This window comes from Paenibacillus sp. GCM10027627, assembly GCF_042675505.1.
Lineage (GTDB): Bacteria > Bacillota > Bacilli > Paenibacillales > Paenibacillaceae > Pristimantibacillus.
Genome location: NZ_JBHTHB010000002.1, coordinates 490,566 through 507,134, shown reverse-complemented (window position 1 = coordinate 507,134; position 16,569 = coordinate 490,566). Strand labels below are relative to the sequence as shown.

General features: G+C 46.7%; 3 protein-coding genes. All 3 read left to right on the top strand.

The features are described 5' to 3' along the window. Positions 1-637: 637 nt before the first annotated feature. From ACFQZE_RS10255 to ACFQZE_RS10245, 3 genes are read left to right on the top strand one after another with little or no spacing between them, the layout of a single operon-like run. A complete protein-coding gene (locus tag ACFQZE_RS10255; RefSeq protein ID WP_379356421.1) occupies positions 638-7,897 on the top strand; it encodes an RCC1 domain-containing protein in 7,260 nt (2,419 codons plus the stop codon). A gap of 39 nt (positions 7,898-7,936) precedes the next feature. Continuing rightward, entirely contained in the window at positions 7,937-15,838 is a 7,902-nt protein-coding gene (locus ACFQZE_RS10250) for a S8 family serine peptidase (protein WP_379356419.1), read from the top strand. Between the two features lie 4 nt (positions 15,839-15,842). After that, on the top strand, positions 15,843-16,331 hold the full coding sequence (locus ACFQZE_RS10245) for a hypothetical protein (RefSeq protein WP_379356417.1): 489 nt from the start codon (positions 15,843-15,845) through the stop codon (positions 16,329-16,331). Positions 16,332-16,569: the final 238 nt, after the last annotated feature.

Here is a 16,569-nt window from a genome sequence, read left to right as displayed (position 1 = left end):
TGTAAGAAGTGTTGATAAGAAGTTTTGAGTTATTCTCAGTGTAATGCACTCTTGAATAGACATTGATATGACATTAACTACAGGGTCATTCAATGGAATTCTAAGGGTGCATTTTTATTTTGGCAAAGAGCAAAAAATAGAAAATAAATTGAAAGATAGGAACTAGAGTGGAATGGGCTACAAACTGCTAATCATTTGAAGTTTATAAAGGAATATAGGATCTTTGGATAGAAGAAATCATCTATTTTTATTTATTAAATTGCGATCTGAACGTCTACAGCTTAAAGAAGGTTTCCATCTAGAAATTATTTTTGTGTTTTGTTTTTTGAATTTTTATACTCAATAAATTAATTAAACGTAGTATGCTATTATATTTTTATATATTTTGTAATTACATATAATTCAATAAACGAAATTGGTTTGAAATGAGATATCAATGAAATTGACTGAAAAAGCGCTAAATATATCTCTATATAAGCATCTTTTGATCTAAAAGTAAATAATTATAAGATTTCGAAAAACATTTATTTATATATTAAACGACATTATTCGACAAAATATCTTATGGAAATTTATATCTCCCCATATTATGATCTATGCATTCGTGCAAATTTTCAGAGTAGGGGAGTTAAAAAGAATGAGAGGTCGAATGACCAAGATTGTAAAGCTTGTCCTGTTGTTCTCGCTTACGATTCAACTGTTTTTTACAGGCTGGGGACCTAAGTCTGAGATGATCTCGGCAAATAGTGGGCCGGGCATTGTACCGAACCGCATTGCGAGTACAAGTTTGTTTACCGTATTCCTGCAAACGAATGGAACGGTTAAGGTTGCGGGGGTCGGGGCTCATGTGTTGGGCCTTGGACATATTAGCCAGGCTACGTATTCTACTGCAAAGGATATACCTGGCTTAACAAATGTAAAAGAAGTTACAGCGAACAGTTCTAGCGTGTTTGCTCTATTGCATGACGGTACAGTTAAAGGATGGGGATCCAGTGCTGCTAATCTGCCACAGTTTGGCTCGTCTGCGACGCCTGCGTCCATTCCTTTCTTATCCAATATTGCTAAAATTGCTGCAGGCGATAATTTCGTTGCGGCATTAAGCGCGGACGGCTTGGTATACACATGGGGAGACAACACCAATTACCAGCTTGGCCGCTTCAATACCGCAACACCAATTCAAGCCATTCCCGGTCTTACGAATGTGAAGGACATAGCAGTTGGTTCCTCATTTATGTTAGCGCTTATGGAGGATGGCACAGTGAAGTCATGGGGCAACAACGCTTCCGGGCAACTGGGAATTGGTCATACAACGAGCCAATTAACACCTGTAACAATCCCGACTCTTTCTAATGTCACGGCACTTGCGGCTGGGGCGAACTCTGCCCTCGCTCTGCTAGGCAATGGTAATGTCATGAGTTGGGGACTTAATGAAAACGGCCAGCTTGGAATCGGGGATAATTCCCCTAAGTATGTTCCGACGACGATTTCTGGCCTTAGCAGCATTACGCACATTGAGGCTGGTTCCAATCATTTCTGGGCGTCTGCAAGGGATGGCAAGGTCTATGGGTGGGGCTATAACAGTCGCTACCAACTAGGGAACAAATCAACTACGGCACAATTTACTCCGATGCTTTACAAGCCCTTTGAATACGTCACCACAGTTTATGCTGGCCACAGTACCAGTTACTTTATCGATGTAAACAATCAGGTATGGGCGCTGGGCTTCAATGGGAATTTTCAACTAGGGTTGGGCGACAGCACTGACCGTGACAAGGCTACCCAAGTGGCCGGAATTAACATTTCAAGCACTCCGCTGATGCTGGAGATTGAAAAGCAGTCTTATTCCTTTGAATCCAATCCATTTTCGTCTAACACTGTAATGTGGGACAATGGCAAGCTGCATGTAACGGGAAAAAACAGCGTTCCGAAACTGGATCCAGACCTTACAGAAAGAGACTTGCAGGGAATGCGCTATGTTCCTCATTTAGAAGAATTTAAGCAGTTGTCGATCAGCGCCGGTCATGCACTCGGCCTTACTGCTGACGGCAGAGTTAAAGCTTGGGGGTATAGCAGCAGCGGTCAGTTAGGGCTTGGAGACGGGGGTTCAGATCCCGTGACAGAGCCGACCTTAATTCCTTCCCTGCAAGGTGTACAAAAAGTGTTCGCAGCGAATGGATTCAGTATGGCGCTGCTTCAGAGCGGCAAGGTTGCTGTGTGGGGAACGAACTCTTTATCCCAACTAGGCTTAAATGACAAAACAAAGAGAACGGTACCGGTCGAAATCCCCAATCTTCAGGATGTCCGGGATATTCAGGCGGGTTCTGATTTCATGGTTGCACTACTGAACAACGGTAAGCTTAAGGTTTGGGGGGCGAATACTTATGGCCAGCTCGCCACTGGGGATACCACTTCCAAAACAACCCCTCATGATGTGGCGGGCATTGAAAACGTAAAAGAAATCGCCGTCGGTTACTCTTATGTGCTTGCGCTTCATAATGACGGAACGATAAAAAGCTGGGGCCATAATGGTAAAGGTCAGCTCGGAACTGGGAACACAACGGATTCACGGCTTCCTGTTTCATTAAACGCGTTAACTAAAGTGAAAAAAATCGCGGCGGGAAGCAACTCTTCATACGCTATCGATGAAGCGGGAGCTTTTTTCTCATGGGGGGATAACGCTACTGGCGAGCTTGGATTGGGTGACAACTCCAATCGGACAATTCCAACGCAAGTTAATCCAACGGATACTTTTTCGAATGTTTGGGCGGGCGAAAACCATGTTGTCGCCATTACGAAGGATAATACGGTTAAAGTTTCCGGTTATAACATTTATGGTCAGCTAGGGCTAGGAGACACCACAGACCGAAATAAAATGACCGTGCTTTACGGCAATACCAGAAAGGTTCTGGATGTCGTTTCCAACGATTCAAACACTTACGTCTTGCTTGAAGACGGAACTGTCTGGACTGCCGGAAATAACGGTAGCATGATGGGTCTGGGGGATACGGCTCCCGGTGGCACATTCACAAGGATATCCGACTTGAGCGGAGTGAAAAAAATTGCCGTGGGTGGGGATTATGTACTAGCTCTGCTTACAAACGGGACGGTCATGTCTTGGGGGACGAACACCTACGGTCAATTGGGCAATGGCACGACGAGCAGCCGTAACCGCCCGGCTGTTATTGCCGGTCTCAATAACGTCAAAGAAATTTTTGCACAAATCAATTTTGCGTTTGCTTTGTCAAATGATGGGACGTTAAAAGCGTGGGGGTTCAACGGGGGCGGACATCTTGGATTAGGTGATACGGCGAACCGTCTTTCCCCAGTTCAAATTCCGTCGCTCACCGGTGTAAGCAGCCTGGCCGCCGCTAATAATCATGTGCTGGTGTTAACAACAGGCGGTACCGTTAAGTCTTGGGGAGCTAACGAAGCTGGCCAATTGGGATTGGGCAATACAACCTCCAGGACTGTTCCGACGGATATACCAGGTTTGACTGGCGTAAGCGCTGTGTATGCGAAAGGGCAATCCAGCTACGCGCTTCTTTCAAACGGAACTGTAAGCGTGTGGGGGAATAATCTGTACGGAAAATTGGGGACAGGTGATACTTCTACCAGACTTTCCCCAGCCTCAATTTCAACGGTGAGTTTGCCTCCTGTAAAGTCGCTTGTAATACAAGACTATACGGTAATTGCAATTTTGAGGGACGGTATGTTAAGGGCATGGGGCAATAATAGCACCGGTCAGTTAGGTAATGGCACAGCTTCTGACAGCAGCAATGCGTTTCCGCCGACGACCATTACGGGCTTAAGCGGCATTGTGGGGGCTTCTATTTCCGGCACGCATGTACTGGCATGGAATAAGCAAGGTTCTATTTTCGCTTGGGGGTCCAACGTAAACGGCAGCCTAGGCCTAGGCCATAATACGAATACGTATATCCCTACTAGGATTAACGGCATCATGGCAACCAATGCTGTTACGGGCTCTAACCAATCTTTTGCAATCAGTGACGGTCGCCTAGCCGTGTGGGGGCTCTATTCTAACAATCAAGGACTTGCATCCAGCGGCTCTACCGCCAACCGATCCTTTCCAGAAACGATCAGTTACCTGGACGAATTCAAAGCATTTCCGCAGGAAGAATACCAGCTTAAAGTACAGTACAAACAAGGTCTGCCTGTTACGGTTCGCTATTACATCGACAATGAAACGAAGCCGGCTGAGTCGACTACATTCGAGATGCCGGCAGATGTGCATACGGTCACATTGCCTGTTAACCTGAAAAATTTGGCAAACGGCGAGCATTCGCTTCGTTTTGAGGTAACGGATGGTCTCTCGACCTGGCAGCGCATTGTGAAAATTAATATACAGGCCCGGACGCTTCCGCCAGAACTAATCACGGAAACGACGTCGGGTTCCATTAAAACATCTATAAAATTAGAGGGCAATAACAGGGATCTTGGAGCAAATCCGATTCGATTCACTGCTACTGCGAGTTGGGGTACCAGTTGGTCAAGCAATTGGATATCCGGCCGTTCAGTATTGACCGATAGGACAGTTCTATCTTCCAACGTGGCTGATTTGGGCGGTGCAGGTACACGGAAAATTACGGTGACCGCGAATGGGAAGTGGATTATTCCGGTCTACACGACCGGTACGAATATCATTCAGTTTATGGTTTCTGATGATCAAGGCTATACCTGGGCCGTATTGTGCACGCTCATTGGTCCAGGTATTTCATCTAATGCAGCGATTACGGCTGTTGGGAACACAATCTTTGGAGTTGTCCGCAATGGTCCCAAAGATATCTCTGGCTTCGTGTTTGACAGCGCAAAGCAGACTAATGAGAATATCGCTTCATTGCTGAAACCTGTAGATACGAATCAGACGGATATACCGACGTCCGGTAATGTCGCGATTACGTCGGCAGACAACAGTGTGCAAGCCGTCTGGGTTAGTAAAAACGCTCAATATCCTTCCACCTACAACATTCGTTATGCCAGTATTGCAGAAGATGGATCGGCTCTGAGCGTACCTGAGCAAGTTACGGCAAATAACGGCCTAAATCATACTAATCCGATTATTGTACTAGATAGATACAGGAATCCGAGGGTGTTATTCGAACAAAAGCAAACCATATATCCTCCTAGCTCGTTCAGAATTGCATATGCGGTCAAAACAAATGGAACATGGCAGAAGACGGAGTTCGATAGCTCAGGTTTAGTTGCTGCTGATCCTGCCGCAGTAATAGATAAAAATAATACTATGCATGTTGCATGGTCGCATATTGGTCCGGATGGATACAATAAAATTTACTATAAACGCCTACCAGAAACGGGCAGTTGGTCAAATACGGAAATTTTGACCGCTAGTAATTTTAACTATAATCAGATTCAACCAGCATTGACTGTTGGTCAGAGCAATGATGTCCATTTGTATTATTCCGGTATTGATCCGCTCGTCAGCGCTACTAAGTATAATCTGCGAACTCAAACGCTGGTGGACGGCAAATGGTCAAACGCGAAGACCTTGACTAACGCAACAACCAGCGACATTACAACCCCTGCGCTTGCCGTGGGAGGTGCTTTGACTTATCAAGACAATCCTTTGGTGGCATACAGAGATTCTAGCAAAGGGATTGTAGTAACCGGCAGCGTTCAGAACGAGGTTTCCTATACGTTTACCGGGTTTTCTCCGAACACCAAGTTCAAAGTGAAGATGGACATTAAACATACGGACGGTCAAGTGACGACAGTATCTAAGGATGTCTATACATTGGCGGAAACGCCTCGCCTAATATTGGAAAATCAGAAAAATGGTATCTATGAATTTTATGTAGCAACCAATAATAGAGAGGGCACAAGATATCAACTCAAGGCAGGCAACCGATTTGTGAATGCCGAAGGCAACCTGACAGCTAACCCTTCATGGATAATGCCAAAAAACGGGTTGCTTAAAGTAAAAGGATTGACAGCAGGCAAATCGTACAGCTTCCAGATTCGGGCCGTCAATGAAGAAGGGGTGGAGACGCCATTTTCGAGCGTCCTTCAAATTGGGCCTCCTCCAAAAGCGCCAAATGCGCCTACTGGCTTGAAGGTGCTGCCATCCAGCACGGAAGCGACTATTAGCTGGAATGCCGTATCGGGAGCAACTGGCTACCAAGTCGAAGTCAACGGCGAGACGATCGCAGCGGGCAATGTTCTGCGGTATACAAAGCAGTCACTCGTGCCGAATACGGTGTATACGTTCCGCGTCCGCGCAGAAAAGGACGGTCTGCTTGGAGCATGGAGCTCTGTGCTTAGCGTCCGTACGCTTATGGTCGCACCGAGTCAGCCAGCATCGCCGAGCGCCGTTGCGACGAGTAAGACGGTCACTGTGTCGTGGGGAGCCGTTAGCAGCGTTATCCAATATGAACTGTTGTGGGATGGTCAACTCATCGCCGTTGGGAAGCAAACTAATTACCAAATAACGGAGCTAATACCGGGTACCCAGCATACGTATCAAGTGCGTGCAGTCAGCACGGGCGGCACGAGCGGCTGGACCCCTATGCAGCGGATAACCACTTCACTGACCGTACCTAATGATGCACTGACGTTAACAGTTTCGGCGCAAGCTCGTTCGGTACAGTTGAATTGGGGAGCTTCGCTGGATGCAAGCGGTTATGAGATTGAAGCGGACGGTCTGATCTTGAGCGCCAGGGAGTTGAACTACCTAGAGATCAAGGGGCTGACTCCTTCATCCAATCATACCTATAAAGTGAGAGCGTTTAACGAAATGGGCTACGGTAGTTGGAGCGCTCCAGTAACGGTACAAACCTTCTTGCTTGAGACGCCGGTCAATATTCAAGAAAAAATAACAGAATCAGAGATTGAGTTGACGTGGGATTCGGTACCGGATGCAACGGGATATCAGGTAGAAGCCGATCAAGTCGTGCAAGCGGCTGTGAATGGGAAATACATCCATAACGAACTTGCTGCAGAATCCAACCATCTGTATCGGGTGCGGGCTACAAATGCTTCTGGTACAAGCGCGTGGTCGGAGCCGCTGAGCATTCAGACACTGCCAGTGCGCCCGGCTATACCGTCGAACATCAGCGTTGTTCCGGGTAAAAACGAAGTCTATATTACATGGGGATCGGTACAAGGCAGCATGGGCTACGACATTGAAATTGACGGCAAAGTTGTCGTTGATGCGTTTAACGAAACGAAATATACCGATACGGATCTGGATACGTTCAGCGATCACTCCTATCGTATTCGAGCTCGCAATGCATCTATTGCAGGCGAGTGGAGCCCGCTTGTGAAAGTGCGGACACTTCCGGACAAGCCTGGGCTAGTACAGGGCATCAACATTACATCAACGAATACGATGGCAAATGTAGCCTGGAAGGCAGATCCGACGGCGATCGGTTATGACATCGAGGTGAACGGGCAAATCGTGGACGCGGGTCTGAAGACGGCATACACTCATCGCAAAGTTATGGCGGGTACAGAACATAAGTATCGTCTGCGCATGCGCAATTTGGCTGGTGTAGGCGAGTGGTCGGATCTAATCGTCAACAATACGTTAACGGCGCGTTTGAACAAAGGTGTTGCCGTTGACCTTGGACTAACGGCCTCGAATGTAACGGACTTCAGCAAATATACGCTTGTGGTGAACTATGATCCAAATGCGATAGAGGTACTGGATCTCTCGACGTTGACCGGCAAAGCGGAGCTTACCGCAGGTCCTATCGAAGGTACAGACATTTCGATCGTTCAGTTTACGCCGGGTACGATTACATTCGTTTGCGGCAAATCGGTACTCCCTGGCCAGGCGTGGAGCGGAGTTATCAACAGCATCAAAATGAAGGCGAAGGTTAACGGAGGATCATCCGTAACCTATACGGTTTTTGTGAAATAGACATTGCAATCATTGCTATTAATCGAGCGGGAGGTTCCTATGAACCGTTTAAATCGTGTTATCAGCTATATGCTGTTGTTGGCTTTAGCCTTCTCCAGCTTATTCTATGACTTTGGCACCAGTTATGCGGCCGGCTTGCAAGCCGGCCCGCAACCGGAAGAGCAAGTGGCTTTCCTGGTCAAATACAAAAACAAGAACATCGAAGCGCTTGAGCATTCGATATCGCGAGTCAAAAGCGAACTTGAGCTGAATAAGCTGCAATCTTTTAGAGACTTGAACCGGTCTAATGTCGCGATAGTCGCGGCCGCTTCCAAGAAAGAACAAAAGAAAGCGATGACTGCTTTAAAGCAGGACCCCGCTGTAGACTTTGTTCAGCCCGACTTTACGCTTCAGCCATTGGCGGTAGTGGAAGTAAAAGGGACAAATCAAGGAAATCATTCTCCATCCGGTCCAACCGGTTCCGATGCTTTTGCGAAGGCATCGCTTATGCAAGAGTGGCAGACAACCAAGGGAGAAGGCGTTGTCATCGGGGTGATCGATACCGGAATCGATATCGTTCATCCGGCTCTTCAACCCAGTATCTTTGTCAACTCCAATGAAATACCGGGAAATGGAATCGACGATGACGGCAACGGCTATATCGATGACATTAACGGATGGGATTTTGCCAATCACGATGCAACAGTATACGACGATCCGAAATCGGATCAGCACGGCACTCATGTAGCGGGGATCATCGCTGCGCAGACGCAAGCCAAAGAAAACAGCGGTATTGCGCCTAAAGCAAAGCTTTTGCCGCTGAAAGTGGTACAAAACGGCGACGGCTATACGTCCAGCATTATTGAAGCTATTGAATACGCTTCTGCGCTCGGCGTGAAAATCATTAATATGAGCCTTGGAAGCAAGGATTATAATCCCGCGCTAGAAGAGGCCATGCGCGCAAGCGGAATGTTGTTTGTCACAAGTGCAGGCAATAACGGTGAGGATCTAGCGGAAGCTCCGATCTATCCGGCAGCCTTTGCATTGAGCAACAATGTGGCCGTTACGGCGCTAAACCAAGAAGGATCCTTGCTGCGAGGTTCCAATTATGGTCTTACGACGGGACTTGCTGCGCCTGGCGAAGCCATCCTCAGTACAATGCCAGGGAATAAATACAAAGCAAAATCCGGTACCTCCGCAGCAGCGGCTTATGTAACGGGAGTTGCGGCACTCATTCAATCCTCTTTCCCGGATTTAGGCATAGATGAACTTGTCGCCCGTTTGAAAGCAAGCGGTGTGATGACAGAAACGTTGCAAGGAAAGGTAGCCTTCGGAGCTGTCGACGCCAGCCGAGCGTTGGTGAAAGAATACGAGCAGCCGAAAGAAACGCCGGTCCTTACGGAACGAACAATTGTTCCAAGCATAGAGGCTGGCAGCTACAAGACGATGGCGGCAGTCATCAGTCCGCAACTGCAGGAAATGATTCATTATGGCGAAGAAGGAGTCAGCCCTTCAACGGGCAACTACTCCAAAACGTTTGTGGATTTGAGCTACAAATTTGCTGGTTTTGAGGTTAACTTTAGCCGGACGTATAACTCCAAGGAGCAGGCTGGCGGACGCTTCGGTTCCGGCTGGACATTTGGCTTTGAGGGCAGCATCACAGATAACGGCTCTGTCCTAGTCGTCAAGCTGCCAAACGGCGGCGCTCAAATGTTTCAAAAGAACGGTGACGGCACTTTTGAGGCAAACGACTCGTACAGCACGCTTGTTAAACAAGCGGATGGAACTTACATCCTGACGACCAAAGATCAGTACACGTATGGCTTCAACAAAAACAATTGGATTTCTTGGATGGCGGATGAGGACGGCAATAAAATTACGATCGATGTTGACGGCTTAGGGCGTGTCCGCAAAGTAACCGATGCGGTCGGTCGGGCCACAACGATTGCCTACAATGCGAATGATCGAATCGTATCTATTACTGACCCGATGAATCGGATCGTCCGATATGAATACAATTCGTTGCACCAACTGTCCAAAGTTATTGACCCCTCCGGTCATGTCATTGGCTCTTATCAATATGATCTGAACAGCTTGCTAGTCAAGATAAGCAACAGCAAGCAGGAGCAATTGGAATCCATCGCTTATGACCCGAATAAAAAGGTTATCCGTTATGTGAACGCATTTGGAAATATTTACAACTATGTCTACGAGCCTTCCAAAACGACGATTACGGATACGGAGGGCAATGTAACGGAGAAATGGTTCGATAACGCCTTCTACGTTACGAAATCGAAGGACCCTGAAGGTGGAATCACAACCGTTACCTATCAATTAAATGAGTCCGGCTTCAACCAGTTCGGTCAAGAGAGTACGGTTACTGACCGGTTTGGAAACAAGTGGACCTATACCCGCGATGAGCGAGGAAATATTACAGTTATTGAGAACCCGGACGGCTCCAAATCGGAGTATACCTACAACGAGAAAAACAACCTCGTTTCGGAGAAAGACGAATCCGGCGATTTGACGATGTACGTTTATGACAGCAGCGACAATAAACTTATAAGAAAAATGCAGGCGCTGGATAGCGAGAAAGCTGCTTCACCGGGCGATTTTGCCATCACGCAATATCTCTACTATGGATCGGGCGAGCTTGCTGCACTCGGATACAAAGTAAAGGGGCTGCTTAAGTCCGAGATTAACCCGGAAGGAAATGCAGTCACATATACGTACGACAAAAACGGGTATCAGTCGTCTATCACAGATGCCGAAGGCAACAAAACAGTCAAAACCAATAACCTGCTAGGCTGGAATGTGACCACCATTTCCCCGCAGGGACATCGAACCGACCATGATTACGATATTAACGGCCGTCTGATCCGCACGACTGGTGCGCTAGAGGATACGACGCGTTATGTGTACGACGGCGATGGCCGTAAGGTGCAGGAAATTTCTCCAGTTCTTTATACCAGTGAAAGCGATGGATTAAACGACGCCACGCCATCGAATGTTTACCGAGATGGTCAAAGCGGTATGCGTTTCACATATGAGCCGGATGGCAAAGTGAAGACCGAAACCGACGCAGAAGGCTATACGACTACGTATACTTACGACAGCAGCGGTAATGTTCTAACTAAAACGATGCCAAGCGGCGCGGTTTACAGCTATACGTATGATGGTCTGAAGCGCGTGTTAAGCGAATCATTTAGTGCGAACAAAGACGGGGTTTCCGTTACTCTGAAAACGCACAGCTATCCAAATGCGGTCAATGGCAAGCGGGTCGAAGTGCTTACGGAATTTTTGAACGAAAAGGACAAAGCGGTCACGACGACGACTTCGGATTATGACGACCGGGAAATAGAGAAAGTAGAGCCGGACGGCGGGATTACGACTACGGAATATTATCCGGATGGTCAAATCGAATCGGTGACGGACCCTATGGGCTTCATCACTTATCACCAATATGACGGATTGGGCCGTGAAACGGGCAAATGGCAGGCTGTCGAAGCCGGAAAATATATGTATACAGGCAAATCCTACGATTTGGCTGGACGCCTTATCGAGGAGCGTATCGGCAAAGATCAGGTCAGCCAGTACAAGATTCCGGCGGATGATCGGCTAGCTAAGAAGAAATATGGATATGACGGCAACGGCAAGCTGGTTTTGGAAACCGACAGCAGTGGTCTTAAGAAAGTGACCACGTACAATAAGGACGGCTTTAAAGCTTCGGAAAGTATTTACACTTCAGACAAAAGTGCCGATTTGACGGAATACTTCAACAATCCAAGCGGCAAAGTGTTAAAACAATCCGTTAGCGTTCAAGCGTCTGATTTGCAAGGCTACTCGCCTACAGACATGCGCAAAATCAAGCTGGTAACTGTCTACGACTATGATCTGAACGGAAACCTCATTGAAGAGGTGACCGCTGACGGCCGACTAACGCAGTATCAGTACGATCGGATGAATCGTCAAACGAAGACGACCGAACAAGGCATCGACGAGACGGGCCAGCCGATTATGATTACTACCTCCAAGCAGTACAATTGGGAGGGGGATGTCGTATCGGCTACCGATGAGCGAGGCGGTATCTCGACTAACACGTATAACGAACGGGGCTTTTTGGTTAAGGAAGTTGATCCGGCGGGATATGCGCAACTGTTCGACTACGACCGGGGCGGTCGAATGATCACAAAGGTTTTGCCGAATAATGTGGTGGCCAATCGGAACATCTCAGAGATGGCGAGAACCGAGTTTGTATACGATCATGCCGATCGCGTTAAGCTTCAAATCGAGATTTTCCCGGAGAAGGCATTGAAACGCGGCGGCGCGATTATCACCGAATCCGTGACGCGCGTCGTTAAAGCATTCCTTTATGACTTGAACGGTCAAGTCATAAAGGAACTGAAAGCAGACGGATACGCTGCTGGTGTTGGTACTTCGCCAGATGAGAAAATCCGCAATGGCTACGGAACTCTTTACAAATACAATGGCCTGGACAAAAAAAGCTGGATACTGGATCCAGTCGGGCAGTTAAACAACAATAAATACACAACTAAATATGAGTATGACGGAATGGGCCGGCTGATTCGTGAGTCGGATGTTGACGGTATTATCCATTCGACTTATTACGATGACGGAGGTCGCGCTACATCCAAGACGGTTCGTAAAGCGGTCGACGATCTGGAACAGTTAATAGAGTCCCATACGTACGACAAAGCAGGCCGTGTGTCCTCCAAGACGGATGGCAATGGCAACGTTGAGCGGTATACGTACAATGCTTTTGATAAAGTTCGTCAGATTATCTATCCGTCCGATAGCACGGTTGGCGAATGGAAAGTCGATCATCAGTATGATGTCATGGAAAATCTGGTCAAAAAGTCGGACAATGCAGGACGCATTGATCTGTATACTTACGACCAAGAAGGGCGCGAATTGACTCGTACGACAAAGTCCAGCACGACGGGCGTTTCAATTACAACAAGCACCGCCTATGACGTGGCCGGTAACAAACGTTTTGAGAAGGATGCCAACGGGAAGCTTACCGAGAATACGTATGACGAGCTCGAGCGACTTCTCACTGTTAGCTTCACAGTATCCTCTTTGAAGAAGACGACCCGTTACGCCTATGACAAAAATGATAATAAAATTCAGGAAACGGATTGGCTCGGGAACAGCACTTATTTCGATTATGACGCAATCAATCGTTTGTACCAGAAACGAGATGCTTATGGTCATGTAATTGAGAAATTAGGCTACAATGCAGACAGCTTGCAAGTCTTGTCGATGGATGCCTTGGATCAGGAGATCCAATTTGAGTATGATCGCAATCATCGTAAAATTGCTACAATCGATGAAGAAGGATCAACGGATCAAGAAGAGTTTAACGATGCGGGGCTCTTGATCGCCAAAATTGACGGCAAAGGCAATCGAACGGAATACGAATATGATGCATTCGATCGACTTACCCAGGTGACCAACTCCCTTGGCGAAACGACTGTGTACACGTATGACCTGGCCGGCAATATGATCACGCAGACGGATGGTCTCGGCAATGTATCTACGTTTGAGTACAATGTCCGAAACAAGATGTCTCGCCGCATTGATCCGGGCGGTGTGAAGCAGGATGACAAAGGTGTCCTTGTCTACACCGAGGACAAGTTGGAGAGATACACCTATGGTCCTAATGGTCTTATGAAGACGAAGAAGGATCGTAGTGGAAATACGACGCATTACGAACATGATTATCGCGGCTTGCTCCTGTCGGAGAAGATTTTGAGACCGAGCGAGCAGAAACCTGCCAAAGAAAATGCGATTACGTACACATATGACGGCAACGGCAACGAGCTGTCGATGGTGGACGTCTCTGGACGCACCTCCTGTACCTATGACGAGCAAGGTCGGGTTACAAGTAAATTTGTATTGGGCCTTGGTACTTCGGTCTATACGTATGACAATGTGACGGGACTCACTGCGGGACATATGGCCGAGACGACAACCGACGTCAAAGGAAATGTAACGGAACGGCAATTTGACCGTGTCGGACGTCTGGTGAATGTACTCTCGAACGGATCGAGCGTTGTACAATATACGTATCTCAAAAACGGAAGCCGCAGCCAACTGACCAGCCCGGGAGGGTTGACGACACAGTATACCTACTTCAAGAACAACTTGCTCAAAAAGCTGGTGAACTTGAAGGGCGGCATCATCCAGGACAGCTTCGATTATACGTATGACGAAGCAAAAAATCAGACGAGCAAAACCGAAACGCTGCATGGCGCTCTGAAAGGCGTCACGCAATTCAGCTACGATCCGTTGAATCGCTTAAGCAAAGTGCAAGAGCCGAACGGACAAACGACGGATTATACGTTTGATGAATCCGGCAATCGGAAGACCGAAACCGTAGTCCGTGGTAGCGTACGCTCTGTAACTACCTATAAGTATGATGAACAGAACCTTCTGACGAGCACGAACATGGCTCACGACTCAGGCAAGGTGGACATTGTCCGTTATAGCCATGACAGCAATGGCAATATGGTGAAGAAGTCAACGGAATCTCTGACGTTAGTTGATCCGGCTAATCCCCAAGATCCAACGTTTGGCATCTTTATCCCTGGACAAGAGAATCCGAATGAGCGAATCGATGAAATTGTTGCGGGTACATCCAGCTTTGTTTTTAACGATTGGAATCAGCTTGTCACGTCTTTAGGTAAAGAAACCGTTAAATACAAGTACAACGGCGATGGCTACCGCGTAGAGAAGACGACGAGCAGCGGCACAACCCGTTATCTCTACGAAGGAGATAAGGTCGTTCTGGAGCTGAACGAGCGCTCCGAGGCCAAAGCGCAAAATATTTACGGCAAACAATTGGTTACTCGCAAGAACGGAGCCGATCAAGTATACTATGCGTATAACGGTCACGGCGACGTCATTAGCTTGCGCGATTCCAGTGGACAACTCCGTACGACTTATGATTATGATGCTTTCGGCAACCCGATTGACACGGCGACGAAGTTCTATAATGCATCAGGCCAATTGACGACGGGTACAGGCAAGATTGACAGCCCTATTCGTTATGCAGGCTATCAGTATGACAACGAAACGGGCTTGTACTACTTGAATGCCCGTTACTATGACGCTGACATCGCTCGCTTTATCAGCGAGGACACTTACCGTGGCGATCCGAAAGATCCGCTCAGCTTGAACTTGTACACATACGTGAACAACGAGCCGATGATGTACGACGATCCGACGGGGCATATGCCTAAGTGGCTCAAAAAGGCAGCTAAAGTTACTTTCAAAGTGGCAAAATTTGCCGTTCTAGATGATATTATGACGTTGGCTAATCCGAAAGCTACCCTTGGCCAAAAAATAATGGCAGGCGTTAGTTTGTTGCCAGCAGGTAAAATCATAAAAGTAGCCCAAGTCGCGATAAAGGTAACGAAGACGGTCAAAGCAACGAATGCCGTTAGCAAAAATGTTAGCCTGGTCAGATTGACTTCGAGCAAGTCGGGACCTACTTTTGCTAGTCGGAAGTCAACTAAAAATGTCGTAGATGAATACGGTACGCTAAGTAAAAATAAAAATATCCCAGGTCAGGCTCACCATCTAAATCAAGATGCCGCATATAAGAAAGTGATTCCAACTAAGAAAGGTGTTTCCTCAAAATTAAAAGGGAATGCTTTTAAAGAGATAGACTCGCCTCATTATAACGCTCATGAGAATATGGAGTCGTTCTGGAACCAGTACAGAAAAGGCGGAGATAAATTTAATGACTTCCCAACTAACCTACAGTATTCTAAAGCTCTGGTAACTTCTCTGAAAGCGGCAGGTAAAACTAAAGATGAAGCTATGCAATTGGCTAGAGCTGCGAGTAAGCAGAGAATCCAGTACGGACTATTAGGTGGAGCAAAAGTTCCGAGGGTACCTGGAAAAGTTAATCAAGTAAAACGATCGAAGGAATGATTAAATGAAAATAAATAAGCCTACTTTAGAAAGAATTGAAAAGATACCTTGGTTTGTTAATTGCGGAAAGCCTTTAGACATACAGATTAATCTGCCTGTAAAATATGTTGGATCTTGGGTGGAAGCGAAAAAAAAATATAACTTATTGATTTGGGAGAATACAAGCTTAGAGGCCAGGAATGAGTTGACGGATTATTTACAGGAAAAAGCCTATAAACAGTTTGACTGTTGGAATGATCTGATGAAAGAAATTAGACCATTCATTGAAATTCATGTTGAGCCACATCTTCAAGAACCAAAAGAAAGGTTTAATTTAGATAAGGGATTTATTGATAATGTCAAATGGGATATTGCAAATGCAATTATGGAAGATACCTATTCCCGCTTTTACAAGAAAAAATTTTTTCTTGATTTACTTTCCATTTACGAAGCAGGTAGTTTTCCCTGTGGATGGGAAGGAAAATGGCCTAAGGGAACATTGTTGGTTTATTAATCAACTTAATAATCAATATATTCTTCGAAGCAGTACTGTGCGGGGAGCATGAACTGTGACCCAAAAGAAGGACACTTGAAAAAGTGACCCTCTTTTGGGTCATTTGTGTTCTAATCAAGGTATAGTTTGGGGGCGGACCGAATGGTACAGTTGTAGCGAGTACCTTACACTAGATAATATTTGGACGTTGAGCAGTTCGAAGACATCATGAGGGCAAAAGGAAATTGTATCCACTAGT

Excerpts from the sequence above, each read along its gene's own strand:
- ACFQZE_RS10255 (WP_379356421.1), top strand. The coding sequence starts at position 638 with ATGAGAGGTCGAATGACCAAGATTGTAAAGCTTGTCCTGTTGTTCTCG.
- ACFQZE_RS10250 (WP_379356419.1), top strand. The coding sequence starts at position 7,937 with ATGAACCGTTTAAATCGTGTTATCAGCTATATGCTGTTGTTGGCTTTA.
- ACFQZE_RS10245 (WP_379356417.1), top strand. The coding sequence starts at position 15,843 with ATGAAAATAAATAAGCCTACTTTAGAAAGAATTGAAAAGATACCTTGG.